Source organism: Bradyrhizobium sp. USDA 241 (assembly GCF_049739505.1).
Taxonomy (GTDB): Bacteria; Pseudomonadota; Alphaproteobacteria; order Rhizobiales; family Xanthobacteraceae; genus Bradyrhizobium; species Bradyrhizobium liaoningense.
Map to the genome: position 1 here is coordinate 1632666 of NZ_JBMGPZ010000002.1, position 25527 is coordinate 1658192.

14 protein-coding genes and 7 pseudogenes are annotated in these 25527 nt (G+C 62.3%); 11 read left to right on the forward strand and 10 right to left on the reverse strand.

What is annotated here, in order from left to right; all coding sequences use genetic code 11:
* Nucleotides 1-113: 113 nt before the first annotated feature.
* The gene (locus ABIF91_RS09070) at nucleotides 114-1382 is read right to left on the reverse strand and encodes an IS256 family transposase (RefSeq protein WP_424579061.1); all 1269 of its coding nucleotides are present in this window, start codon (nucleotides 1380-1382) and stop codon (nucleotides 114-116) included.
* Nucleotides 1383-1565: 183 nt separating this feature from the next.
* Between ABIF91_RS09070 and traF the strand changes: the two genes are divergently transcribed.
* From traF to ABIF91_RS09085, 3 genes are all read left to right on the forward strand, one after another.
* Entirely contained in the window at nucleotides 1566-2099 is a 534-nt protein-coding gene (traF, locus tag ABIF91_RS09075; RefSeq protein ID WP_028182406.1) for a conjugative transfer signal peptidase TraF, read from the forward strand.
* A 13-nt stretch (nucleotides 2100-2112) separates the two neighbouring features.
* Nucleotides 2113-3237, forward strand: coding sequence for a conjugal transfer protein TraB (locus tag ABIF91_RS09080; RefSeq protein ID WP_028182407.1), 1125 nt, complete (start codon nucleotides 2113-2115; stop codon nucleotides 3235-3237).
* A gap of 54 nt (nucleotides 3238-3291) precedes the next feature.
* Nucleotides 3292-4421, forward strand: a protein-coding gene (locus ABIF91_RS09085) for an IS3-like element ISRj2 family transposase (protein WP_086023025.1) whose coding sequence is annotated in 2 segments (ribosomal slippage) — nucleotides 3292-3544 and nucleotides 3544-4421 — 1131 coding nt in all. Because the reading frame shifts where the segments join, the coding sequence is not laid out codon by codon here.
* Nucleotides 4422-4568: 147 nt separating this feature from the next.
* On the opposite strand, the pseudogene ABIF91_RS09090 reads toward ABIF91_RS09085, so the two are convergent.
* Nucleotides 4569-5216: pseudogene (locus ABIF91_RS09090) on the reverse strand (IS5-like element ISBj2 family transposase); the annotation flags it as partial.
* Nucleotides 5217-5627: 411 nt separating this feature from the next.
* Here ABIF91_RS09090 and ABIF91_RS09095 point away from each other — a divergent pair.
* A complete protein-coding gene (locus tag ABIF91_RS09095) occupies nucleotides 5628-5819 on the forward strand; it encodes a hypothetical protein (protein WP_014498042.1) in 192 nt (63 codons plus the stop codon).
* Nucleotides 5820-6155: 336 nt separating this feature from the next.
* Here the strand turns inward: ABIF91_RS09095 and ABIF91_RS09100 are convergent, their stop codons facing one another.
* Nucleotides 6156-6962: an EAL domain-containing protein gene (locus ABIF91_RS09100; RefSeq protein WP_080660129.1), complete on the reverse strand. Its 807-nt coding sequence runs from the start codon at nucleotides 6960-6962 to the stop codon at nucleotides 6156-6158.
* Nucleotides 6963-7254: 292 nt separating this feature from the next.
* Here ABIF91_RS09100 and ABIF91_RS09105 point away from each other — a divergent pair, with 292 nt between their 5' ends.
* Complete coding sequence (locus ABIF91_RS09105) at nucleotides 7255-8043, forward strand: hypothetical protein (protein WP_225005520.1); 789 nt, start codon at nucleotides 7255-7257, stop codon at nucleotides 8041-8043.
* A gap of 128 nt (nucleotides 8044-8171) precedes the next feature.
* Nucleotides 8172-8432, forward strand: a pseudogene (locus tag ABIF91_RS09110) (sigma factor-like helix-turn-helix DNA-binding protein); the annotation flags it as partial.
* A gap of 74 nt (nucleotides 8433-8506) precedes the next feature.
* Here ABIF91_RS09110 and istB (ABIF91_RS09115) read toward each other — a convergent pair.
* Nucleotides 8507-9223, reverse strand: coding sequence for an IS21-like element helper ATPase IstB (gene istB, locus ABIF91_RS09115; RefSeq protein ID WP_424579097.1), 717 nt, complete (start codon nucleotides 9221-9223; stop codon nucleotides 8507-8509).
* A 34-nt stretch (nucleotides 9224-9257) separates the two neighbouring features.
* Here istB (ABIF91_RS09115) and ABIF91_RS09120 point away from each other — a divergent pair.
* Nucleotides 9258-10387, forward strand: a pseudogene (locus ABIF91_RS09120) (IS3-like element ISRj2 family transposase).
* 146 nt (nucleotides 10388-10533) lie between these two features.
* Here ABIF91_RS09120 and istA (ABIF91_RS09125) read toward each other — a convergent pair.
* Nucleotides 10534-11709 (reverse strand): annotated as a pseudogene (gene istA / locus ABIF91_RS09125) (IS21-like element IS1631 family transposase); the annotation flags it as partial.
* Nucleotides 11710-11796: 87 nt separating this feature from the next.
* Here istA (ABIF91_RS09125) and ABIF91_RS09130 point away from each other — a divergent pair.
* Nucleotides 11797-13065 carry an IS256 family transposase gene (locus tag ABIF91_RS09130; protein ID WP_038952271.1) on the forward strand — a complete coding sequence of 423 codons (1269 nt, stop codon included), beginning with the start codon at nucleotides 11797-11799 and terminating at the stop codon, nucleotides 13063-13065.
* Nucleotides 13066-13093: 28 nt separating this feature from the next.
* Here ABIF91_RS09130 and ABIF91_RS09135 read toward each other — a convergent pair.
* A pseudogene (locus ABIF91_RS09135) lies at nucleotides 13094-13273 on the reverse strand (IS21 family transposase); the annotation flags it as partial.
* 108 nt (nucleotides 13274-13381) lie between these two features.
* Between ABIF91_RS09135 and istA (ABIF91_RS09140) the strand changes: the two are divergent.
* Both istA (ABIF91_RS09140) and istB (ABIF91_RS09145) read left to right on the forward strand, forming a co-directional pair.
* Nucleotides 13382-14503 (forward strand): annotated as a pseudogene (gene istA, locus ABIF91_RS09140) (IS21-like element ISFK1 family transposase); the annotation flags it as partial.
* Between the two features lie 8 nt (nucleotides 14504-14511).
* On the forward strand, nucleotides 14512-15222 hold the full coding sequence (istB, locus tag ABIF91_RS09145) for an IS21-like element ISFK1 family helper ATPase IstB (protein ID WP_424579062.1): 711 nt from the start codon (nucleotides 14512-14514) through the stop codon (nucleotides 15220-15222).
* Between the two features lie 30 nt (nucleotides 15223-15252).
* Here the strand turns inward: istB (ABIF91_RS09145) and ABIF91_RS09150 are convergent, their stop codons facing one another.
* From ABIF91_RS09150 to ABIF91_RS09165, 4 genes and pseudogenes are all read right to left on the reverse strand, one after another.
* A complete protein-coding gene (locus ABIF91_RS09150) occupies nucleotides 15253-15723 on the reverse strand; it encodes a hypothetical protein (protein WP_424579063.1) in 471 nt (156 codons plus the stop codon).
* 565 nt (nucleotides 15724-16288) lie between these two features.
* Complete coding sequence (locus ABIF91_RS09155) at nucleotides 16289-20677, reverse strand: Ulp1 family isopeptidase (protein WP_424579064.1); 4389 nt, start codon at nucleotides 20675-20677, stop codon at nucleotides 16289-16291.
* 318 nt (nucleotides 20678-20995) lie between these two features.
* Complete coding sequence (locus tag ABIF91_RS09160; protein WP_424579065.1) at nucleotides 20996-23248, reverse strand: hypothetical protein; 2253 nt, start codon at nucleotides 23246-23248, stop codon at nucleotides 20996-20998.
* A gap of 181 nt (nucleotides 23249-23429) precedes the next feature.
* Nucleotides 23430-23781: pseudogene (locus ABIF91_RS09165) on the reverse strand (DDE-type integrase/transposase/recombinase); the annotation flags it as partial.
* Here ABIF91_RS09165 and ABIF91_RS09170 point away from each other — a divergent pair.
* The gene (locus ABIF91_RS09170) at nucleotides 23668-25464 is read left to right on the forward strand and encodes a recombinase family protein (RefSeq protein ID WP_011084515.1); all 1797 of its coding nucleotides are present in this window, start codon (nucleotides 23668-23670) and stop codon (nucleotides 25462-25464) included. The pseudogene ABIF91_RS09165 and the gene ABIF91_RS09170 overlap by 114 nt on opposite strands.
* Nucleotides 25465-25527: the final 63 nt, after the last annotated feature.

A 25527-nucleotide genomic window follows, 5' to 3' on the forward strand; every position in this document is an offset into this window, starting at 1 on the left:
GAAGAATCAGAGCTATGGTAACGTACAGTCCAGTCTAGGAAGTACAATTGCAAATCGAGAAGATGACGCCAAACACCCCGGAGCTATGGCTGATTTTGGGTGACGCGGCCTGATCAGGCGGCGTGGCTTTCAGTGTTCGGAATGACTTCGATTCTGTCGATGAACTTTACACCGGCGATGACTTTCGGCAACTGGTTCGTGCTCTTCAATCGCCGCCAGGTCTTCGATGCGGCGTCGATGAGCTTGAACACCATCAGCTTCGCAGTTTGTTGCGACAGCGATCCCTTGGTCCGCACCGTTCGGTGGCGCACCGTGGCGAAGACGCTCTCGATCGGGTTCGAGCTGCGTAGGTGGATCCAGTGCTCAGCAGGGAAGTCGAAGAAGGCGAGCAGCGCATGGCGATCCTTGATCAGGCACTCCACCGCACGTCCGTATTTGACGTGGTATTTCTCGACGAAGACGTCGATCGCGGTTTCAGCTTCGGCCCGGTGTGGGGCCAGATAGATGTTCCGCAGGTCGTTCTTCATGGGGCCCTGCACGGATTTGGCGACCTTGTCGAGTACGTTGCTCACTTTATGGCACCAGCATCGTTGGTGCCGCGTGCCGGGAAAGGCCTCGTCCAGTGCCTTCCAGAAGCCGAGGGCGCCGTCGCCGATGGCGAGTTGCGGGGCAATCCGTAACCCGCGTTGCCGCAGGTCGATCAGGAGTTCGCGCCAGCTCTGCGCGCTCTCGCGCACGCCGACCTGGAAGCCGATCAGCTCCTTCTTGCCTTCCGGCGTGGTGCCAATCAGCACCAGCATGCATTCGCTGTGATCTTCCATGCGGGCCTGCAGGTACACGCCATCGGCCCAGATGTAGACATAGCGACGCGCCGACAGATCGCGTCTCTGCCAGCGTTCGTACTCGACCTGCCAATCGGCCTTCAGGCCGGCGATCACCGAAGGCGACAGGTTCGGCGCATCCTTGCCGAGCAGCGCCGAGAGCGCCTCCTGGAAGTCGCCGGTCGAGATGCCGCGCAAATAGAGGACCGGGATCAAGGCATCCAGGCTCTTCGTCCGCCGCGCCCATAGCGGCAGGATTGCCGAACTGAAGCGGAGGCGGTCGCCTGGCCCGCTCGCTCCGCGGTCGCGGACCTTGGGACGAGCGACCTCCACCGGACCGATGCCGGTCGCAATCTCGCGCACCGGACCGTGCCCATGTCGGACCAGGCGCGCTCGACCGTCGGGCAGCGTCAGATTGGCCGTGCTGGCCAGAAACGCGCCAACCTCGATCTCGATCGCCCTGGCAAGCAGGTCCCGCGCGCCGGCACGAACGATATCGGTCAGTGGATCATCAACCGCGGACGGCTGACGGAAAGCAAGAACATTGGTAGTCTCGGTCATGGCGTATCGCTCTCCTCGAGAGGTTCTGGCAGGCTCGTCACCCGCCTCGATACGCCGCCTTCCTCACACCGTCATCACCCAGATTCCGCCATAGCTCCAGCTCGCAGCAGGGGAGCGCACCGCGCAGGCCCTCAAGCAGGCCGAGGCGCAGCGTTTGACCCAGAGCCAGGCGCAGACCCTGAAATGAGCATTCGGCGCTTGCCCTTGGTAATCCTGCTGGCTGGTACCGGCCTCGTCGCCGCCGTGGCGGGTGCCGGCTGGGGCGCCGGACTGCGCATCAACCTGACGCCGAGCTACCCGCGGGGGCTCTGGCGGATCAAGACGCTGGATCGGGCCGCCGCCGCCGGCGATCTCGTCTTCATCTGCCCGCCCGACACTGCCGAGTTCAAACGCGCATTCGCGCGCGGTTACATCCGGCGCGGACTTTGCGCCGGGGGCTTAAGCCCGCTCATCAAAACCGTCGCCGCCGTCAGTGGCCAACAGGTCGATGTCACTGATCAGGTCTCAATCGACGGTCGTCCGCTGCCCGGTTCCGATGTCCGGCGTGCCGATGCCGCCGGCCGTCTTCTCGCATCCTTTGCCGGCGGCATCATTCCCGCCGGCGAGCTCTATCTCCACTCCGACTTCGCAGGCTCCTATGATTCCCGCTACTTCGGCCCGATCCCGTCATCGGGTGTTCTCGGCCTCGCCCGGCCCGTCTTCACCTTCGGTCCTTAGCGCTTGGCATGGCGTGGCGAAGATCGTCGCCGCAGCTGCGCTCGGGGCTGCCGCCTGGTCCGGTCACGCGCTCGCCCTGCCGCTCGCCTGCGCCTTCCCGACGCTGTGGGCGTTCGCGCCGTCGCGGCTAATCTCGGCGGTGGTGAGCGCGGCCTATTTCCTGGCCGCATCGCGCGGCCTGCCACAGGGCGTCGTCAATTTCTACGGCACGGATCTCAGCGTCGGCATCGCCTTGTGGATCGGCGCCGCGGCCATCTTCGTCCTGGTCCACGCCGTGCTGTGGCAAAGCCGGCCGGGATGGCGGAGGGCGGTTTGGTTCGCCCTTGCGGCGATCCTGATGAGCGTGCCGCCCTTCGGGATCGTCGGATGGGCACAGCCGATCACCGCGGCCGGCATTTTGTTTCCGGGATGGGGATGGTGGGGACTGGGCGCGACCGCGGCGATCCTGGTCGCCATGACGACCGGCAAGTGGCCCATCGCGGCGATGGTCGTGGCCAGCATCTCGGCCTGGTCGGCCGCGCACTGGACCGCGCCGTCGCAACCAGACGGATGGGTTGGTCTCGATACCAGGCTAGGGAGTGCGCTCGGCCCGGCTCCGGACCTCGCTCAATCCCAGGCGCTTCTCCAGCGCGTGCACGGAGCGGGTGCGACTGGCGCGCGCGTTGTCGTGCTTCCCGAGAGTGCGGCCGGGCTGTGGACACCGACTATGAGCCGCTTCTGGATGGACGGCCTTCGCGGCTCCGACATCACGGTGATCGCTGGCGCGGCGATCGTCGATCGCGAAGGCTATGACAACGCCATGATGGAGGTCAGCGCCGGTCGCGCGCGCCGGCTCTATGGCGAGCGCATGCCGGTCCCGGTCTCGATGTGGCAACCCTGGCTCGCATGGACGGGACAGGGCGGAGGCGCCAGGGCCACCTTCTTTGCCAACCCCGTCGCGGAGTCCGCTCGCCACCGCGTGGCGCCCTTGATCTGTTACGAGCAACTGCTCGTCTGGCCCGTGCTGCAGTCGATGCTCCAGTCGCCCGACGTGCTTGTCGCTGTTGGCAACGACTGGTGGACCGCCGGTACCAACGTCCTCGCGATTCAAAGAGCCAGTACCGAAGAGCTGGCCCCGCAAATTCGGACAGTAGCTTGAGTGGATTTTCTGCCTGACAGCGGCGAGGATTCTTGCTGCGAATCAGGAGCGAAGATGACGAAGAAGAGCCGCCGGACGCATTCTCCGGCATTCAAGGCGAAGGTTGCTTTGGCTGCGGTCAAAGGCGACAAGACACTGGCGGAGCTGGCGCAACTGTTTGATGTTCATCCGAACCAGATCACGATCTGGAAAAACCAGCTCCTGGAAGGCGCCGCCGGCGTGTTTGGGCATGACAAGACATCGGCCGAGACGCCGGTCGATTTGAAGGCGTTACATGCCAAGATCGGCGAGCTGGCGTTGGAAAACGATTTTTTGTCCGGCGCGCTCACCAAGGCGGGCCTGCTGAGCGCAAAGCGATGATCGACCGCGGTCATGATCTTTCTATCGTGCGCCAGGCGAAGGTCCTGAAGCTGGCTCGCAGCACGGTCTACTATGAACCTCGGCCAGTTTCGGCCGAGGACCTTGCCTTGATGCGTCGGCTCGATGAGCTGCATCTCGATTATCCCTTCGCGGGAGCGCGTATGCTGCGATCGTTGCTGCGGCGGGAGGGCGTATACGCCGGTCGCCGCCACATCGCGACGCTGATGAAGCGCATGGGGATCGAGGCGGTCTATCGTCGCCCGAACACGAGCAAGCCGGCTCCGGGTCACAAGATCTACCCGTACCTGTTGCGCGGATTGAAGATCGAGCGGCCCGACCATGCGTGGGCAATGGACATCACCTACATTCCGATGCGGCGTGGCTTCGTCTATCTCGCGGCGGTCGTCGATGTGTTCAGCCGACGGGTCCTGGCCCATCGCGTCTCGATCACAATGGAGGCGGCCTTCTGCGTCGAAGCGGTCCAGGAGGCGTTGGCGAAGCACGGCAGGCCCGAGATTTTCAACACGGATCAGGGCAGCCAGTTCACCAGCCTCGAGTTCACCGATGTGCTGCTGGACGCGAAGATCGCCATCAGCATGGACGGCAAGGGCGCCTGGCGCGACAACGTGTTTGTCGAGCGGCTCTGGCGCACGGTCAAATACGAAGAAGTATATCTCCGCGCCTACGACAGCGTGTCCGAGGCGCGAGCGTCAATTGCCAAGTATCTGGCCTTCTACAATCAGGGACGCCCTCACTCGAGCCTTGACGGGCGCACGCCCGACGAGGCTTACTTCGGCACGCAAGCTATGGTGATGGCCGCATGACCGTCGCCGACGGTTTTGTCGTCGCTCTGGTCGGGCTACGCCCTCCCGACGCAACGACAAAACCGTAAAGCCCCGCGTTCAGCATAACCCGGCAGGAATCCACTTAAATCCAGCGGGGCGCTGTCCAAACAACCGGGGCCAGCTCTCTTTGTAGGCGCGTTTGTTGAAGCGATGGATGACGACACGGTTAGATTTATTGGGGATTACGGGCTTGGCGCCACGACGAATGATTTCGCCGCGAAGCTTGTCGCCATCATACCCTTTGTCGGCGAGGAGCACGCTCATGGGTGGCGCGAGCGCCAGGACATCGGGAGCCGCAGCGATATCGGCATCCTGGCCTGGAGTCAGATGCAGGACGACCGGCCGGCAGAGCGGATCGCTCAGCGCATGGATTTTTGTCGTGCGGCCTCCGCGCGAGCGGCCGATTGCTTGATTGTGCTCCCCCCTTTTCCGCCGGAGGCACACCGGTGAGCTTTAATCGAGGTCGAGTCGAGCGACAGTACGACGCCGTCTTCGCCAGGCTTGGCCAGCGCTTCGAAGATTGCGCACCATCGTCCTCGCTTGGCCCAGCGATTGAAGCGATTGTAGATCGTCGTGTAAGGGCCGTATTCACGTGGACAATCACGCCATCGTGCACCCGATTGCAGCATGTGAATGATGCCGCTGACGATGCGTCGGTCGTCGTCCCGATCCGGCCCCGTCAGTCCCCTCGGCAGATGCGGTTCGATACGCGCCCATTGCCTGTCGTTCAGCCAAAACAAACCAGCGCGCATTCTCTCGCCCCCGAATCAACACGTAGGCAAGAGAATCACGTGGCGCTATTTAGGTACAGACCCTAGGTGAGGTTGCAGCTGCCGGCAGGTGATGGGCTGCTGCAAAGGATCGACCTAATCACCCCGACCGAGACTCGTCAGCTTCTCGAAAGGTAGCGCGCCTAGCGTGAGGCTGCTGAACTCTAGGCGAGCACGTCTATTGAGACGTAACAAGACGAGCATAGGAGAAAGCGATGGCCGCCGAAAACAAGAACGCCGGCAAAACGGACAACGTACAGCCCAAGACCGTTGGTCTCGGCAAGAGCGCCGAACTGAGCCTGAGAAGTCTGGGGGGCGAGCACCGTCTTTCTTTCTATTCCTGCCCCTCGTATCGTCGGCCCGCCCGACGTAGCAGGCCACAACTAACGACTATCATAAAGAAAGGTGAATAGACATGGCGGTTAATAGTGTTGGCGGTAACGGCGCCGCTCCTGCTACCCAGCAGACCCAGGATGCCGGTTTCCAGAACCAGATGGCTGAGTTCGAGCGTGTTAGCCAAAAAGTTCAGGCCCAGGCCGTGGCAATGCGCAGAATTACGACCGAGCTCTCTTCTGAGAAGAAGGTCGCCGACGAGCGCGTCCAATAAGTCTGCCAAGACGGCGGCTCAGCGCGTCGCTACCGGATCCGCGCAGTGAATGACGAACTCCGGAAGAGCCGTGCGGCAACTGCCGTACGGCTTATCTCGTTATTCAGGACATTATCCTGAACGAATCGATCTCTCGAGTTTGAAGTGCATAGCAAAGCCGAGGGGAAGACGACCGCCGTCAGCATGTGAGTTGACGCGGGGCCCGGCGCCGATCGGCACGTTAAGCCGTTGACATCATTAATCTGGGCAGGGTCATTCCATCCGCCGATTCACACAAAGCGCCTGATCGCCCGCGGCGAAGCGCTGCGCGCGATCGATGGCGACACTCGCGCCTGACTAGGCGCCATGCCTCAGGACGATCGGCTCTTTCTCCGAGAAGTGCGTGCGCGAGCGGGCGAACTTCTTGACGCCCATCGGCTTGCCGAACAGGTAACCCTGGACCTGATCGAAATCCATCTCATGTGCGGCAAGAAAGTCCGCGCGCGTCTCGCCCCCCTGCGCAATAACCTGCGCGCCGGAGTCGTGTGCGAGCTCGACGATACGCCGGCACACCGTCTGCTTGAGGCGCTGATCCGCGCAACCGGTGACGTATTGATGGTCGACCTTCAGCTGGACGAACGGAAAGTTCGGCAATCCCAGCAAGGATGGCCACTTCGCGCCGACATTGTCGATCGAGATGCCGATATTGTGCAGGCGAACGCGCCGGGCGACATCGATCGCCAGGTCGAGATTGTCGATCACCTCGGCGCTGTCGATCTCGATCAGCAGGCCGGCGAACGCCGCATGATCCGGAATCCGGTAGCAAAGCTCGCGCACCGCAGCATCGTCGGCCAGAAACGAGATCGGCAGGTTGATCGAGAGATCGACCGGTCCGATCTGCCCGAGCAGATAGCGCCAGTCCTCGATCGCGCGCGCGATCACGAACTCGGACAGCGCATGAAAATGCGGATCGCTTTCGTCGGGGATGAAGTAGGCAGGCGGCACGACGCCCCATGCGGGATGGCGCATCCGGATCAGCGCCTCGGCGCCGCTCGGAACCAATGTCCGGAGATGAAGTTTCTGCTGATACCACAGCTCGAGCGAGCTGGCTTTCAGCGCTTCGGGCACATCCACTGCCGGGCTCGGTGCGGGCTCGAGCGGCATCAATGACGCAAGAATCGTCGACAATTTGTGGAAGGGCTCGCAACCGGAGACGGTTGAGATGTATTTGGCGAGCGACTTTGAACACGGCGCCTTGCCGTCTCCTCAATCCCAGCGATGCCGCCCTTCACCTTCTCGAAGGCGGCCGTGAAACAATCACCCCACTGGTGACGAGCGCCTTCATCGCGGTCGATACTGCGGTGAGCGCGGTCCCCAGGAAGCCGCGGCTGCATCGACGGACAAGGCATCGAAGACTCAGAAGGATTTCAACTTTCCGGTGATGGGCGGAAAAAACGTGGTCGATCAGTTCATTGCATCGCAAAGCAAGTCGCCGGAGGGAATGAAGGCCGAGGTGGCAACCTATGGACTGCTTCCCGGCGCAATGGAGGCGATGAAGCTGCAATTGCAAACGGAGTCGATCGCGCGGGCGAACAACACCGCGATCACCGCCGCGCAGCAGGTGCAGCTCGACCTGCTGAAGCAGAAGACTTCGGAATACGCCATGACGCTGGCCGGGCTCCAGACGATCCAAGCGAACTTGACTCCCTCTGAGAGTTACCTACAGGAGCCTAAGATCCAAGCGCAATTCAACGCCAATACGATCAGTGCGCAGCAATTCCTGGATGCGCAACAAAGACTAGCGGAGAACGCCCAATCGACGTGGAACACCGCCGGCGCCTCCATGGCGGGCGAATTTGCACAACTCTCGCAGGAATTCGGCAAGCACAGCATGGCTATGGCGAGGGCGGCTAAAGCGTTCGGCATTGTCGAGGCAAGGATCAACACTTACACCGCCTTCACGAAGGCGTTGGCATCGGCCGTGCCGCCATTCAATGATGCGTTGGCTGCGGGCGTGCTCGCTGCCGGTATGGCCAAGGTCGCCGCGATCAGCTCTATGTCGATACCTAGCTTTAGCACCGGCGGCTTCGTCTCCGGCGCTGGGACAAGCGTCTCGGACAGCATTCCCGCAATGCTTTCCAATGGCGAATTCGTTGTGAATGCCGAAGCTACGCAACGCAACAGGCGGGAAATCGCCCAGCAAAGCGGTTCTCGTCAGTTTCATGCGCGTTTCGCGGGATCGTGAGCGCGGATTTCAGGGGATCGTGAGCAACGATTTCGCGGGATCGTGAGCAAGGCTTTCGGAGCCTTGCAGCGCTTCGGCCGACAACTCAACCGGCTTAGGGATGACCTCGTGGTTAACGAGGAAGTCCAATGCCTACCCAGAGATTGTCGATGCGCCGGATCAAGGAAGTCCTTCGGTTAAAACATTTTCAAGGCCTGCCAGAGCGGGCCATCGCGCGGAGCGTGGGCGTCAGCAACGGCGTTGTGCACAGCTACCTGAGCCGCGCCCGCTCTGCTGGGTTGAGCTGGCCGCTTCCGGAGGGAATGACCGATGAAGACCTGGAGCTTTTGCTTTTCCCGGCCCCACGACCAGCGTCTCAGAGCCCGCAGCGGCCGGTGCCCGACTGGAGCCCCGCGGGTCACTTCAAATTCCTCCGGGTGTGGTCAGTCAAATTCCTCCACCCGCGAGGCAGGACAAGGGACTGTTAGTTTGAGTTTGTTTCCCGGGCAAGAGCTTCAGCGGCTTCTTTGAGCCGATAGCTGCGTCCGTCGAACTCAAGCAGATGGCAATGATGCATAAGGCGATCGAGGATCGTCGTGCTCATAGTGTTGTCCCCAAGGTATGCCCCCCAATCCTGCACGACGCGATTGGAGGTGACGATGACGCTGCGGCGCAGTTTGTAACGCTGATGGATCAGGGTCTGCAGCAAAGTGCCGGCGTCGTCGGGGATGGCGCGTGCGAGGAATAGATCGTCCAGCACGAGGAGATCGCAGTCGATGATGGTTCGCAGCCGGACCTCGCGTTGTGCCGGAGAGTTCAGGGCGTAGCGGTGGAAGAAGTCGTCGGTCTCAAGATACTGGACCTTGTGGCTTTGCAGGATCGCCTGATAGGCAATCGCCTTGGCGATGTGCGACTTCCCGGTGCCAGGTTTGCCAACAAGCAGAGCGTTCTCGCCAGCGGCAATGAACGCCAGGGTGTGGAGCTGGAAGCAGGTCTGACGTGGCAGTTTGGGATTGAAGGACCAGTCGAACTCGGCGAGCGTCAGCTTTTCGTCGAGCCCGGATTGCTGGTATCGCCGCTCGATAAGACGGGACTGACGACGGTCCAGTTCATCCTGCAGGATAAGGGAGAAGGTCTCGAGGAAGGGAGAGCTGGCCCCGCAAATTCGGACAGTAGCTTGAGTGGATTTTCTGCCTGACAGCGGCGAGGATTCTTGCTGCGAATCAGGAGCGAAGATGACGAAGAAGAGCCGCCGGACGCATTCTCCGGCATTCAAGGCGAAGGTTGCTTTGGCTGCGGTCAAAGGCGACAAGACACTGGCGGAGCTGGCGCAACTGTTTGATGTTCATCCGAACCAGATCACGATCTGGAAAAACCAGCTCCTGGAAGGCGCCGCCGGCGTGTTTGGGCATGACAAGACATCGGCCGAGACGCCGGTCGATTTGAAGGCGTTACATGCCAAGATCGGCGAGCTGGCGTTGGAAAACGATTTTTTGTCCGGCGCGCTCACCAAGGCGGGCCTGCTGAGCGCAAAGCGATGATCGACCGCGGTCATGATCTTTCTATCGTGCGCCAGGCGAAGGTCCTGAAGCTGGCTCGCAGCACGGTCTACTATGAACCTCGGCCAGTTTCGGCCGAGGACCTTGCCTTGATGCGTCGGCTCGATGAGCTGCATCTCGATTATCCCTTCGCGGGAGCGCGTATGCTGCGATCGTTGCTGCGGCGGGAGGGCGTATACGCCGGTCGCCGCCACATCGCGACGCTGATGAAGCGCATGGGGATCGAGGCGGTCTATCGTCGCCCGAACACGAGCAAGCCGGCTCCGGGTCACAAGATCTACCCGTACCTGTTGCGCGGATTGAAGATCGAGCGGCCCGACCATGCGTGGGCAATGGACATCACCTAAATTCCGATGCGGCGTGGCTTCGTCTATCTCGCGGCGGTCGTCGATGTGTTCAGCCGACGGGTCCTGGCCCATCGCGTCTCGATCACAATGGAGGCGGCCTTCTGCGTCGAAGCGGTCCAGGAGGCGTTGGCGAAGCACGGCAGGCCCGAGATTTTCAACACGGATCAGGGCAGCCAGTTCACCAGCCTCGAGTTCACCGATGTGCTGCTGGACGCGAAGATCGCCATCAGCATGGACGGCAAGGGCGCCTGGCGCGACAACGTGTTTGTCGAGCGGCTCTGGCGCACGGTCAAATACGAAGAAGTATATCTCCGCGCCTACGACAGCGTGTCCGAGGCGCGAGCGTCAATTGCCAAGTATCTGGCCTTCTACAATCAGGGACGCCCTCACTCGAGCCTTGACGGGCGCACGCCCGACGAGGCTTACTTCGGCACGCAAGCTATGGTGATGGCCGCATGACCGTCGCCGACGGTTTTGTCGTCGCTCTGGTCGGGCTACGCCCTCCCGACGCAACGACAAAACCGTAAAGCCCCGCGTTCAGCATAACCCGGCAGGAATCCACTTAAATCCAGCGGGGCGCTGTCCAAACAACCGGGGCCAGCTCTCTGCTGGCACAAGGCCCTGGTCTGCGGTCCGATGCGCTCGGCGCTCGCCAGCAGCACGGCGGTTTGCCGCGACGGGTTGAACGGCCGTTCGCTGGTCGGCAGGACGACAGAACCGGGGTGCGCCATCCGGGAATGAACACGCAGCAGCGCACGGGTGTGGCGATCACGGATCTCGATCGTGGTGGTGTAGATGCGCACGACGACCTGGCTGCCGATCGGCGCGGGCCGCGCGGCGTAATAGCTGTTGTCGACGCGTACGGTGGTGTCGTCGCAGACAGTCCGGACGACTTCGGTGAAGATGCGGAAGGGAGCGACAGGCAGCGGCCGCAGGTGCGGCTTCTCTTCCTGGAACATCGCCTCGACCTGACGGCGCGTGCTGCCGTGGATGCGTTTGGAAGCCCAGTTCTCCTCCCAGTGCCTCAAGAACTCGTTTTGCGCCTCCAGCGTCTCGAAGCGCCGTCCGGCCAGCGCAGTGCCCTGGGTATGTTGAATCGCATTCTCGACGCATCCTTTCCGATTTGGATCGGCCACGCGCGCGGGATCGGCGACCACGGCGTAATGAGCCAGCATCGCGCTGTAAATCGGGTTGAGCTGGGGCTCGTACAAATCCGGCTTGAGGACGCCTTCCTTCAGGTTGTCGAGCACGACATAGCTGGGGACCCCGCCAAAATACCGGAACGCCTCTTCGTGGAGCTGCGCCCAGACTTGTTGGCTGGACTTCCAGACTACCCGCCGGAAGCTGCGCCGCGAGTAGCGTAGCGTCATCACGAACAGGCGGGGACGACGGTACCGCCCGCTCTTCGGATCAACCGTCGGCGCGCCCTCGCCATAGTCGACCTGAGCTTCCTCGCCGGGGAGGAACTCAAGACGATCAAACTGCTCAGGATCAGCGTGCCGCAACCGGCGCACAAACCGCTTGACACTCTGGTAGCTGGACGGAAAGCCAAATTGATCAACCAGGTCCTGGTAAATCGCCTGCGCGTTCCGCTTCAGCCGGACCTGTTCTTCGATCCACGTCCGATGCGCTTCGCAAGCCGAACGGGCCAGGCTGCTGGTGACCGTCGCTTCCGATGTCCCAAAAGCCGGTGGTCGGGGTGGAGGAATTTGGCCGTCCGCGCTCACCGAGCCGGTGGTCACTTCCCCGGGGGAATTTGCCTCCGCACCGGGAGCTATGGCGGAATCTGGGTGATGACGGTGTGAGGAAGGCGGCGTATCGAGGCGGGTGACGAGCCTGCCAGAACCTCTCGAGGAGAGCGATACGCCATGACCGAGACTACCAATGTTCTTGCTTTCCGTCAGCCGTCCGCGGTTGATGATCCACTGACCGATATCGTTCGTGCCGGCGCGCGGGACCTGCTTGCCAGGGCGATCGAGATCGAGGTTGGCGCGTTTCTGGCCAGCACGGCCAATCTGACGCTGCCCGACGGTCGAGCGCGCCTGGTCCGACATGGGCACGGTCCGGTGCGCGAGATTGCGACCGGCATCGGTCCGGTGGAGGTCGCTCGTCCCAAGGTCCGCGACCGCGGAGCGAGCGGGCCAGGCGACCGCCTCCGCTTCAGTTCGGCAATCCTGCCGCTATGGGCGCGGCGGACGAAGAGCCTGGATGCCTTGATCCCGGTCCTCTATTTGCGCGGCATCTCGACCGGCGACTTCCAGGAGGCGCTCTCGGCGCTGCTCGGCAAGGATGCGCCGAACCTGTCGCCTTCGGTGATCGCCGGCCTGAAGGCCGATTGGCAGGTCGAGTACGAACGCTGGCAGAGACGCGATCTGTCGGCGCGTCGCTATGTCTACATCTGGGCCGATGGCGTGTACCTGCAGGCCCGCATGGAAGATCACAGCGAATGCATGCTGGTGCTGATTGGCACCACGCCGGAAGGCAAGAAGGAGCTGATCGGCTTCCAGGTCGGCGTGCGCGAGAGCGCGCAGAGCTGGCGCGAACTCCTGATCGACCTGCGGCAACGCGGGTTACGGATTGCCCCGCAACTCGCCATCGGCGACGGCGCCCTCGGCTTCTGGAAGGCACTGGACGAGGCCTTTCCCGGCACGCGGCACCAACGATGCTGGTGCCATAAAGTGAGCAACGTACTCGACAAGGTCGCCAAATCCGTGCAGGGCCCCATGAAGAACGACCTGCGGAACATCTATCTGGCCCCACACCGGGCCGAAGCTGAAACCGCGATCGACGTCTTCGTCGAGAAATACCACGTCAAATACGGACGTGCGGTGGAGTGCCTGATCAAGGATCGCCATGCGCTGCTCGCCTTCTTCGACTTCCCTGCTGAGCACTGGATCCACCTACGCAGCTCGAACCCGATCGAGAGCGTCTTCGCCACGGTGCGCCACCGAACGGTGCGGACCAAGGGATCGCTGTCGCAACAAACTGCGAAGCTGATGGTGTTCAAGCTCATCGACGCCGCATCGAAGACCTGGCGGCGATTGAAGAGCACGAACCAGTTGCCGAAAGTCATCGCCGGTGTAAAGTTCATCGACGGAATCGAAGTCATTCCGAACACTGAAAGCCACGCCGCCTGATCAGGCCGCGTCACCCAAAATCAGCCATAGCTCCCGCACCGGCCCGCAGCGCCTGATAACGCCGGATCGTCTTGCGATCGACACCCGTCAGCCGGTGAATCTCGCGCTGGCTGGTGTTGCGATCAAGTAATGTAAGTACGGTGCTTTGCAGATGTCGCTTCAAGACGTTCAACTCCCCGGCCCCTTGCTGGCTAAAGGGGTCGAACATAAACGTCCTGCCTGACCGGCTACTGCTGTTCAGCGGCGCTGACGGCGATCATCAGGTGGGGGAGTTTCAAGTGACCATACCCGGGGGATTTTGACCGACCCACGGGGCTGGAGCTACATCGATAAAGAGCTCCGCCGGCGCAACGTAACCCGTCGCCTGCTCTGGGAGGAGTATCGCGCCGTTAATCCCGACGGTTTCGGGTACACGTGGTTCTGCACTACCTACGAGGCCTGGAAGGGGCGGGTCCGACCTTCGATGCGGCAGATTCATCTGGGCGGCGAGAAGGTGTTCGTGGATTTCGCCGGCGACACCATCGACATCGTCGATCCCCTGACCGGGGAAGTGCAGCCGATGAAGCTGTTCGTCGCGGCGATGGGCGCTTCGAACTACACCTACGCCGAGGCCTGCCCCAGCGAGAGCTTGGCCGACTGGATCCGGGCCCACGTCAACTTGTTCACGTTTTTGAGCGGAACGCCGACGTTCGTGGTCTGCGACAACCTCAAAGCCGCCGTCAGCAACCCCGACCGCTACGATCCCGGCCTCAATCGCACTTATGCCGAGATGGCGAGCCATTACGGCACGGCCATTCTCGCCGCACGGCCGCGGCGCCCAAAAGACAAGGCGAAGGTCGAGGTCGCGGTGCAAATCGCCCAGCGCTGGATTCTGGCCCGGCTGCGCAATCAGCGCTTCTTTTCCCGGGCCGAGCTCAACGCCGCCATCAAGACACTCGTCGACGAACTCAATGCTCGTCAAATGCGTGGCTTCGGCTCAAGCCGCGCCGAACTGTTTGCCGAACTCGACAAACCCAAGCTAACCCCGCTGCCAGATCAGCCTTATGCCTTCGCACGCTGGAAGCGCTGCCGCCTCGCTCCCGATTATCATGTCGAGGTCGACGGCCATTGGTACTCCGCGCCGTATCGTCTGATTGGCGAGCTGGTCGATGCCCGTATCGACGATCGGACGGTCGAGATCTTCCACAAGGGCCAGCGGATCGCCAGCCATGCCCGCGCGCCCAACCGACGCGGACACACCACCATCGCCGACCACATGCCCAGCGCCCATCGCCGCTACGGCAAATGGACCCCCGCCGCGGTGATCGCCGCCGGCGAGCGGATCGGTCCTTCGACAGCAGCGTTTTTCCAGGCCGTGATCGACGCCCGCCCCCATCCAGAACAAGGCTTTCGAACCTGCCTTGGCATTCTGGCGCTCGTCAAAAGCTACGGCGCCGACTGACCGGAATGGCCAAGGCCTTCGAGGAGCAGCGCCGATCGCCCGATCTCGAAGCCCTGCCGTTCGAAGATCGCATCGGCCTGTTGGTCGACCGCGAAGCCGCCGAACGCGACACCAGGCGGCTCACCACGCGCCTCAAGATCGCCGCACTGCGCCAGACTGCTTGCGTCGAGGACGTCGATCTGCGCCCCCCGCGGGGCATCGACCGCGCCGTTTTCGCCAAAATCGTCGAAGGTCGCTGGATCGATCGCCACGAGAATTTGCTCGTCACCGGGGCAACCGGCCTGGGCAAAAGTTGGTTAGCCTGCGCGCTCGGCCACAAGGCCTGCCGCGACAACCGATCAGTCCTCTATCATCGCGTTCCAAGGCTGTTCGAGGCGCTCGCGCTCGCGCGCGGAGACGGACGCTACGCCCGGCTCCTCAAAAGCCTCGGCCGCGCTCAGCTTCTGATTTTGGATGATTGGGGACTATCGGTGCTCACCGCCGCGGAACGCCGCGATCTGCTCGAAATCCTCGAGGACCGACATGGCCGCGCATCCACCATCGTCACAAGTCAGCTCCCCGTGGACACCTGGCATGGAGCCATTGGGGACCCCACGGTCGCCGACGCCATTCTCGATCGCCTCGTCCACAACGCCCACCGCCTCCAGCTCACCGGAGAAAGCATGCGAAAACGCAGCGCCAAAACCATCACCCTTGACGGCCAACCAGAACACTGACTCTATCTCCCATCGGCCGTAGCGGGCTGCTCACGATCGTCTGAATTCAGTGCTCACGATCGCGCGAAATCGATGCTCACGATCCGTGAAATCCGCAGTCTGCTGGGCGATCGCCTGCTCGCGCGTCAGGCGGGCCATTTCGACCGTCGAGACGCTGCCCGATTTGATCAGTGACGAGGCCCGCTCGACGGCGGCCACTGCCTTCTCCCGTCGCGCGGCCGCGGCCTCGATCGCCGACTGGATTTCGGCAATGCGCGCCTGGAGCTGGAGGATGCGACCGTCGCGGAACTGGGCCGCCTGGCGGGCGAGGTCCTGTTGCGCCGTCTCGGCGGCCGCAAGCTTGGCGGCGAAACTCGGGCGCTCATTTTCCATCCGGGACATCTGCCGCCGAAGATCGTCGAGCCGCACGCGATCGCCACGCGCGTTGACGACATGAAGGATCGCGTCGCCCTCATGGACCACGCTGAGTTGCGTCGAGCCTTGCGGCGGCTTCGCGCTCACGGTGCCGTCAATCGGCGAGCGCAACGTCACGATCCTGGCATTGACCACGGCCGCAACGCTCGAGGTCTGCAGCACGGCCTTCAGCGGCAACCATCCGAAGACGGCCACAATCGCAAGGCCAATGCCGACCTTGAGCAGGCGGCGAACCGGCGCGAGCCTGCAGGTACTTCGGGATGGGAAGCACTATCGCTGACGGGCTCGCTCACCGGCTCGTCGTGCGCCGGCTGCAACCGATCCTGCAAATCGCGCTGCAACCCTCGTGCGCCCGATTCCTCGTCCTTGCTGACGGACGTATGATCTTCGGGAACGGGCTTCTGCTGTTCCTGATTCTCTCCTTTTGTGAGACGTCAAGCCCAACATATTGCTTCATAGCCCCTCCGATTCGTGTGATTGCGTGCAGGCTTGAAGATAGCGGACCTTTCGTCCCGCGGGCGCCGACCGCAATTATGTCATCGTGTGGGGTCCGGACGCCGATCGGCGTCCCAAGTACTTGATTGACTTCGCGCGTACGGGGGTCAATGTTCAGCGTCGATTCACAGCCAACTCTATCTCGCCCACGGCGACATCAGCCCCTGAGTCGGTTTTGCAGTGCCTGCCGATCGACGACGAGCTGGTCCAGGTGGACTGTCTGCCCTCCTTGCTCCAATTGCCTAACCAGCGCCCGCGTCCCGTCCACGACAAAGACGCCGCAATCATAAGTGTTCTGCTGCTGGGCCATGCCGGCTGGCTCCAGGCGGAGGTGCAGCCTACTTGCGAGATGCTCTGCATGCTTTTTGTTGAGTCCCCTGTAGGAATCGTAGTGGTAGGCGACCGGCTGCCCCCGGTCACTGCGATCAACGAACAGCAGCGACCAATGGTTGCCGAGGTTATTAGGATCTTCAGGGTTGGCATTAATCACGGGCAGGAACAGGAAGTCGGCTGTATCATTAAATTCATCATCATCGACGATGCGCTGGAACTCGGTTTGCACGACGCCATCGTCGTTAGAGCCCAGATAATTTAGGACGATGAGGGGATTCACGAACCGCGTCCGGGCGGCGAGATCCGGATCGTTCCTCTGCAAATCCTGCTCCTGGAGCCGGTAATCCCTGTCGATATGCTCGTCGCCCAGCCATTCCGTGTCCTCGAGCACCAGCCCGTGGCCGTGAGACGAGACTGTCGGATCTAAAGCCCCGATCTGAGCGTTGGCGGAGGTGATCGGAAACGGCCGTACAGAATTAGCATCGTCGCGTGATTCGGACGGCGTGGGCGCAGTCAGATCAACCAATGGAAAACCGCGGTAGGTGTCCGAGCGCGCCCTGGCAGCGGGCGCCGGCGCAAAGTGAGCATCGTCGCGCAATTCCCACGGCGTGGGCGCATCCAGATGCACCAATGACTCAAGGCCGCCGTAGATGTCTGAGGGAGCCCTGCCGGTTGATGGTGAGGCCGGTTCTTGCATCTGCCGTCGCGCCAGCTCCTCGCGCAACCACGCCAAAGCTTCATCATCCGAGAAGGCTGGCGCCGGAGAAAGCCCCTGCGGCGAGCCGGGCTGTCGAGCGCCCTGGTGATGCCCCGGTACTGGCCCGGCAAACAGCGGCCGAAAGTCAGGCGCCGGGGCCCAAGCATTGTCACGCAACTCGAATGGTGTGCGCGGATTCGGATTAACCGCTGCCTCAAGACCGGCGTAGGTGTCTGAGCGAGCCCTGGCAGGATGCGCTGGCGCAAAATGAGCATCGTCGCGCAACTCGGACGGCGTCGGCGCATTCAGATCAACAAATGGCTCAAGACCAGCGTAGGTGTCTGAACGGGCCCTGGCAGGATGCGCTGGCGCAAAATGAGCATCGTCGCGCAACTCGGACGGCGTCGGCGCATTCAGATCAACAAATGGCTCAAGACCAGCGTAGGTGTCTGAACGAGCCCTGGCAGGATGCGCTGGCGCAAAATGAGCATCGTCGCGCAACTCGGACGGCGTCGGCGCATTCAGATCAACAAATGGCTCAAGACCAGCGTAGGTGTCTGAACGAGCCCTGGCAGGATGCGCCGGCGCAAAGTGAGCATCGTCGCGCAACTCGGACGGCGTCGGCGCATTCAGATCAACAAATGGCTCAAGACCAGCGTAGGTGTCTGAACGAGCCCTGGCAGGATGCGCCGGCGCAAAGTGAGCATCGTCGCGCAACTCGGACGGCGTCGGCGCATTCAGATCAACAAATGGCTCAAGACCAGCGTAGGTGTCTGAACGAGCCCTGGCAGGATGCGCCGGCGCAAAGTGAGCATCGTCGCGCAACTCGGACGGCGTCGGCGCATTCAGATCAACAAATGGCTCAAGACCAGCGTAGGTGTCTGAACGAGCCCTGGCAGGATGCGCCGGCGCAAAGTGAGCATCGTCGCGCAACTCGGACGGCGTCGGCGCATTCAGATCAACAAATGGCTCAAGACCAGCGTAGGTGTCTGAACGAGCCCCGGCAGGATGCGCCGGCGCAAAGTGAGCATCGTCGCGCAACTCGGACGGCGTCGGCGCATTCAAATCAACAAATGGCTCAAGACCAGCGTAGGTGTCTGAACGAGCCCTGGCAGGATGCGCCGGCGCAAAGTGAGCATCGTCGCGCAACTCGGACGGCGTCGGCGCATTCAGATCAACAAATGGCTCAAGACCAGCGTAGGTGTCTGAACGGGCCCTGGCAGGATGCGCTGGCGCAAAATGAGCATCGTCGCGCAACTCGGACGGCGTCGGCGCATTCAGATCAACAGATGGCTCAAGCCTGCCCTTAGCATGTGACGGGGGCCTGGATGGTGATGCTGGTTCGTGCAGCTGTTCACCCAACCAAACCCAAGCTCCCGCGCTTGGGCTTGCCGGCGTTGAGGGAAGATCCTGCGCCGAGCCGGGATGCCGATCGCCCCACGCGGCCGGCGAGCTCGGCTGCTCAGGGCCTGGCAGCCCCAGCTCTCGGTTCGCCTCGATGAGTTTTAAGTAGCTGCGAAGATGCGACAAATCGGGACGGTATCTTGCGCCTCCGGTCCGTTGGAACGCCAGCACATCGTTGTCCAGCGTTAACTGCTCCTTGCTAGAGCCGTTAAGTCGCCCGATGATGCTCCCTTTGCGATTCCCTTTAAGCCACGCACTCAGCGCGCGAAGACGTGTCGCCCGCTTTTGCGCAGACCCCTTATCCTTCGCAGTTTTAACATGTTTCAGAGCTTGGCTCAGCGCGCCCTCGATGAGGGGCGCATCTTCTGGATGAGGAACCAGGCGACGTGGGGCACCGAGGACGCGGGGTTCGGGAGCTTCGGCTTCTTCACCCCCACGCAAGAGCCGCCGGAGAACATCCAGGGCCGATGTAATGCGGTGCTGGGGGTCACGGCCCAATCTCCGGTACGCCGCAATTTCCTCATCCAGCGGTGTACCTTTTCGTAGCCGAGAAGCTACGGACCCCCCATGCTCTGCGTTGACCCAGCGAACAAATCTCCCAAGCCCGGAAACACTGTTATTGATGGCGCCTGGGGTGAGCTTGCGCCGCTTGGCGTCTACACGAAACCTCGCCAAGAGCTCCGCGTCTTCCCCCGGGAGCGGCTCGCCGATCAGCTCGTTTTGCGACAGCATCGGAGCCTGCATCTGCGATGGGGACGCCGCCAGTTGATGGGATGGCGTCTGCATCAGCTGCCGCTCAACGGCGACGCCCTGCGGATTGCTTAGCGTCTTCTGCCTCTTCGCTGATCTCAACTCCCCTATATCATGCTCATTGATGACGAGAACCTGCTCGCCTGGCCCGAGCGGGTTCCTGTGACGTTTATCCGTCAGTTCGTCGTCATGGTGGCGCCAGTTCAGGGACCCTGCAGCATTCAATGCCAGGCCATGCGGCGGTGAAACCCCATGGTCGGCGCGGGGCAAGTTCAAGTCACGAAAAGACCCTCCTGCATCCGCTGCTTGTTGATGGTGCGCAATTGTCTCGATAGGCGGCGAGGAGCTGGGTCCGTCCATCGTCTCCAAAAGCAGATCCTGCTGGTTCGCAGGCAGAGTCTCCGGCCAGCTGATAGCTCCGCTCGAGCTGTGCTGTGCAGTCGCGGCCCGGGTCCGGCTCGGCTCAGCGCGAACCGCGCCTTCGAAATCAGGAACGGGGCGAATATGAGGCCGGAGCTCGATCGCTCTAGCACCCGCCGGCGACCTCAGGAGATGAGCCAGTGCGGCCCCGGCTTTTCTGCGGCCACGGGGGTCCGCCTCCTTATACTGGCTGACATCATTATCCAGCGAGCCGTCGCCAAGTCGAGCAGCAATGCCGGGCTTATCGTTCTCACGGAGGTAATCACTGAAATCGATAAGAAGAGTTGCATACTTCCTGACGGTGTTGGCGGTGCCTGACGCTGCATCTTCCTTGTACCCTTTGATGAGATCCGCATCTTGGGAATAGGGATTCAGCTCAACCCGGCTTGCAATCGGCGCGATGCCGCCCGGCGATTGGGAGGCTCGAAGATGAACCAGTGGCGTAGCGATGGCCTGCCCCTCCTGCTTGCCGAACTCCAGGGCATCCTCGACCAGCGACTCTTCGGAAAGCCGGGCAGCAATGCCCGGCTTTCCGTTCTTTACGAGCCAATGCCCCAATCCGAGAAGACAACGTACATTGCGCCTGACGGTGCGCTCGGAGGCCCCAGCCTTGAAGAGTGCCGGCCCGAGCCCCTCAATAAGAGACGCATCGTCGGAATAAACAGGATCCATGCCGCTTCCTGCGAAAACCAAATTTGCATGGCCGAGCGGCAGCGCCGACGCATTCAGCGTCGTTCCACCGCCTTCACCGTGCGGAGCCGGCGTATATGGTTGCCCGCTCGCCCGCACGATGGGTCGCGCCTCAGATCGCGATGCATCCGCTTGATAGGCGCGGACCTGCATGAGCACGGGAGCGGACAGGACAGCGACCTCGCTCAGCTGCCGCTGAAAGGCCGCCGCCTCTGCCGACGAGTCGGCTGGAGAGGCATCTTGCGCGTCCACGCTATCCGTTTGTTGCCCCCCCCCGATTCATTGAGACGAATTTCATGTGTACTCACTTTCGAAGATGAAGAGCCTGGAGCGCTGATCGCATGCGCCTGGACTTGAGACGACACATCGCCGGCATTTGACGGTTCAGCTGCCAAGCGAAAGGAAGTTGGGGTCACGACGCTCCCGATCGAATTTCAATCGGACCCTGTTGTCGATCTGTTCGAGGAAGCCCGCGCCGGCTTCGAGCTCATCGAGGATTTCCTCTCGGTGAGAAACGGTCCACTTGATCGTGTCACCACAGCGACGCTCTGGCGCGGGACACCCAGGTAACTACATCCCGAGGCGCGCGAACTGCATCGACGCGTGCTCCGCCTCGGGAAGGGGATGCCACGGCTGGCCGCCAGCTGCGGTGCGCAACAAGGACCTACAGAACGCCGGCGTGAGCTTGCCGCGGTGGATCACGACGTTCTCGCGCCCCGTCGCAGCTCGAGCGCTCTGCCAGTCCTGATTGTAGCCGCGCTGGTCATTGGACTTCACGTGGCAAGCGGCGAACCCGGCATCGCTCAGCGTTGCCAACTGCCTGGCATGTACCGGCCGCTTGGTATGGATGTGCACCCACATCGGGCTTGGCGTCGCGCCATTGCGCAGGGCCTTGGGCTGCAGCTTGATCTCGAACAGTGTCCCCGGATCATCCTTCAAGGCGCGCGGTGAATTCACAGCCGCCAACTCCCCGGCCGCTCGCAACTGTTCAAGATACTTCTGGGACGGAAACGCGTAGGTCTTCATGCAATCGATCGTGATCACCGCCTTTCGCGCCGTGAAAGAGTTTGCGTGTCCCTGCACCTCGGACAACATCGCCTTGAGCCGGGCTATTTTGTCGTGCACTTCCGGCACTTGCGCAGGCGTGAGTAGGACACGTCGGCGAGGCTCCTCCAGCGCGGCTACACTGGCCTCAATCTCGGAGGCCTGTGTCTGCAGGCGCTTAACGACGAGATCCACGGCGTGATCGGCGTCCTCAGGCTTCCCGTGGCGCGCTTGCGAGACCGCGCTTTGCTGAGCCGGCAGATCGAACTGCAAAAGTTCGTCCAATCGCTTGAGTAATCCGGTCAGTGCGTTCCTGGAGGGCGGAGCCTGCAATATCTCCAGGTGCCCGGTCGCCGACGATGACGCCCTCGCGAGTGCCGCCTCCTCCGCGCTCGCGAGTTTCTTCGTACCCAGATCCGAGAGTACGATCACCTTGACTGTCGGGGCCGTGGCAGCGTCGGGCGTGGCGAGCTGCGGCTCGCGCGGCCCGGCCGCCGAACTTCGCTCGCCTGCGGCCGGTGCGCGCTTGCCCTTCCCCTCCCTGCGGGCCGCGCCCCCCTCAACCACTACGGCAGTCCGGGCCGTCGGCTCAATCACGGCGGGCGTCTTTGGCTGCACGTCCAAAAGACGCGTGACGTCGTCCGCGGTGACCCATGCACCATCCGCGATCTGGCCCAACAGTTTTAATGGAAGGTCGGCATCCGTTCCGGCGTCCCTTAGCCTGGTAACGATTCCGTGCACCCCTAAGGCAAATTCCGAAAGCCGCTCCATGACTCCTTCCAGAACGGTGCAGTGGTCTGCGTCGAGTGCCGCTCCGTTGCTGCTCAGAACGGCTTCGGACGCCGAGTTAAATGCCGGAAAAACATCCTCGATAAAGGTCCCGAGCAGACGCACCCGCCCATCCTCACCCATGAGGGCGTCGCTTACAGCTGGTTCGAACGTGCTCGCCCGCGACTCAATTAGAAGCTGAGCAAGAGCAACCTGCGATTGCAGATACACGCACTTCGTATAAAGTGCCCAGCCGGTCTGCAGGCGTAGTGCGGCCTCTTCGGCCTGCCGCATCTCGGGCGTGGTGCTCGGCAAGTTGGCGGTGGCCGCGCAGACGGACTGCATCCGTTCCATGCGCAATGCCTTCTTTCCCCACCCCTCCATGCAGGCCTCGTAGTGCTTCGCCACGCTGGATACCGCCCGGCTCAGCTGGTCAGGCTGAGCGTTGGCAACTCGCATATTCTTGAGCAAGGCTGTTGCTTTCTTCCTGCTCTTCTCCAGGTCGCCGATAATCCAGGTGGCCACGATGTCGCATTCGTTTCCCGCAGCGATAGTTTCCTCGCGGAGTCGGCGAGCCCGACCGTCGGAAAGAAGCCCGCGCGCCATGTCCGGGGGGAGGCTCGCGTAATAGCCCAGAACTTCCGAGCCTGCCTTGACGACTTGATCGATCAGCTCTTGCGCCTCCGACGGGTTCGGGTTCCGGGCTCGTGTGGCTGCATTTTTAGAAGCATCAAGCCCCGCAAGCAGGCTGCGCATTTTTTGCTTCGCTGCCTTGATTCCGTCGCCACTTGAGGAAATCTGGACTGCCACCGCCGAAGCTGGTGGCAGGCTCACGAGCGGAGCCGTTCCATCTCGAGGCCCGGAGCGCATCCGCTCCACGACAGAGTCGAAAGATTGCCCGCCCTCCCCGGGGGCGGGACCGAGCTCCGGGCTCGAACTACTCGATCCCCATGCGCTGTCGGCTCCTGCGGGCCCAACGTGCGATTTACCAGCTCGGCCAATGCCTGTCATATTCCACCTCCGATAAAGTCGAGAGTGCGCAGCCAGTCTGCATAGACTGGCTGGCTGACGAGTAGCTGACGTAGGGCGCTTCTCCCCGATTCACAGGAAAACCCGGATCACCGTGGGGTGCAATTCCATCGCGCCTGGCGTGCTGCTGGAGGCAGCGGGGCATCGTCAACTTAATCGACCGCGAGCCGAAGGAGGCGCTTCTCAAAGGTTCGAGATTCGGCGATAGCGCTTGTCGCGGAGATCTCGCGCCAAGTCGCAAAGGCTCGCCCGCGCGAAGCACGACGGAAGTCGGCAGTGACGGCTCCAGAATAGGGGATGTGGAAAAGGTTCGCGACCTGATCGTGAACTGACAGAAACCGTTGAGCCTGACGGGACGATTTGAAACGCTCCATGATCCGCTCGCGCCGCCGCGTCGGCTGATGAGAATTCTCGGCCCAATTGTTGAGAGCTTTGTGCTGGCGATGTTCGACGTGAAAGCCCATCTTCGCCCTCGCAGCGCCGTACGAACGGAGCTTGTCCGTGATTGTCCGTCGTCAGATGGTCGTTCAGCCGCCGGCGGCATACAACGCGCCGGATTCGAGCGAATGGTGGCGGAGGTTTGCCTCGGCAGGGTTGGTGCGGTTTGCGCCCGCGAGGTCTCGCGCTTCGCCCGCAACAGCCGGGATTGGCAGCAACTCATCGAGATGTGCCGCGTGGTCGATACCGTTCTGGTCGATCAAGAGACCATCTATGCGCCAAGGCACGGCAACGACCGCCTGCTGCTCGGGCTCAAGGGCAGCCTCAACGAGTACGAGCTGGATCTGTTGCGCCAGCGCTCGCTCTCGGCCCGCTACGAGAAGGCGCGCCGGGGCGAGTTGGTTGTGACAGCGCCCGTCGGCTTCGTGAAGGCCGGCGACCGTTATGAGAAAGACCCGGATCGGCGTGTCCAGGAGGCGATCAAGCTGGTGTTCGACAAGGTCGAGGAACTGGGCAGCGCGCGACAGGCGCTCTGCTGGCTCCATGAGTACAATCTCGATCTGCCGGTGAAGCAGACCAACGGCGACACGGCCTGGCGGCGACCAAACTACTCTGCCATCCACCGGATCATTGAGAACCCGGTCTACGGCGGCGCCTATGCCTATGGTAAGACAGCTGTGGCGGCGGGATACAGCACCGCTGGCGTGAGCCTGAAGATCCGCCGCAAGGCGCGGAACGAATGGCTGACGCTGAAGCCCAACACTCACGAAGGGTATGTGAGCTGGGAGAAGTTCGAGGCGATTCGCACCATGGTCAGCAGCAATGTTCCCACCAGTCGGCATCACGGCGCGCCCAACCATGGTGACGCGTTGCTGGCCGGTCTGATCCGCTGCAAGCGCTGCGGTCGCAAGCTCACACTCCGGTACTCCGGCATGGAGAACCATATCCCGCGCTACAGCTGCAACCGTGCCTGGATGGATAATGGCTGGGCCCACTGCATCGCCTTCGGCGGACTGCGCGTCGATGACGCCATCGAAGAATCGCTGCTTGGAGTCGTCGGTCCGGGCGCTGTCGCCGCCGCAACCGCTGCCGCCAAGGGAGCCAGGGAACGGCGCGATCAGGTACGCGATGCTCTCAGTCGCGACCTCGAAGCGGCGCGCTATGCCGCCGACAGGGCTTTCCGGCAATACGATGCCGCTGATCCCGCGAACCGGCTGGTGGCCAGTGAGCTGGAAGCGCGCTGGAACAGGGCGCTCGCTCACGCGGCGGAGGTTGAGGCCAAGATCGCCATGCATGATGCGGCCACGCCCGCACCCCTTGCCGATCCAGTCTCGCTCGGCGTTCTGGCCTCGAACCTCAAAACGGTCTGGGATGCGCCGACGACGGATGCTCGCCTCAAGAAGCGCATTGTGCGCACCCTCATCCATGAGGTCGTGGCCGATATCGACGACGCGGCCTCGGAGATCGTTCTCATCGTCCATTGGGTGGGGGGCGCCCACAGCGAGTTGCGCTTGCCGAAGCGCCGGCGCGGACAGCGCAACAGCACCTCTGCCGATATCGTCCAGGCCGTGCGTCAACTGGTGCTGATCGCCAGCGACGATCTGATTGCCGGCCTCCTCAATCGCAACGGCCTCAAGACCGGCAACGGCAATCGCTGGACCCGCGAGCGCGTCACATCAATGCGCTCGAACTACCACATCCCGGTGTTCAAGCCCGCCGAGGACGCGATCGAGCCATGGCTCGGGGCTTGGCAACCTTGACCATCACGCTACTCAACAAAACAGGTTATCGAACCTAGCTTAAGCATCTCGCGCCCAGGGGCG

Coding starts and splice junctions, on each gene's coding strand:
- ABIF91_RS09070 (WP_424579061.1), bottom strand. CDS start 1,382: ATGACCGAGACTACCAATGTTCTTGCTTTCCGTCAGCCGTCCGCGGTT.
- traF (WP_028182406.1), top strand. CDS start 1,566: ATGAGCATTCGGCGCTTGCCCTTGGTAATCCTGCTGGCTGGTACCGGC.
- ABIF91_RS09095 (WP_014498042.1), top strand. CDS start 5,628: ATGGCGGTTAATAGTGTTGGCGGTAACGGCGCCGCTCCTGCTACCCAG.
- ABIF91_RS09100 (WP_080660129.1), bottom strand. CDS start 6,962: ATGCCGCTCGAGCCCGCACCGAGCCCGGCAGTGGATGTGCCCGAAGCG.
- ABIF91_RS09130 (WP_038952271.1), top strand. CDS start 11,797: ATGACCGAGACTACCAATGTTCTTGCTTTCCGTCAGCCGTCCGCGGTT.
- istB (WP_424579062.1), top strand. CDS start 14,512: ATGGCCAAGGCCTTCGAGGAGCAGCGCCGATCGCCCGATCTCGAAGCC.
- ABIF91_RS09160 (WP_424579065.1), bottom strand. CDS start 23,248: ATGACAGGCATTGGCCGAGCTGGTAAATCGCACGTTGGGCCCGCAGGA.
- ABIF91_RS09170 (WP_011084515.1), top strand. CDS start 23,668: ATGAGAATTCTCGGCCCAATTGTTGAGAGCTTTGTGCTGGCGATGTTC.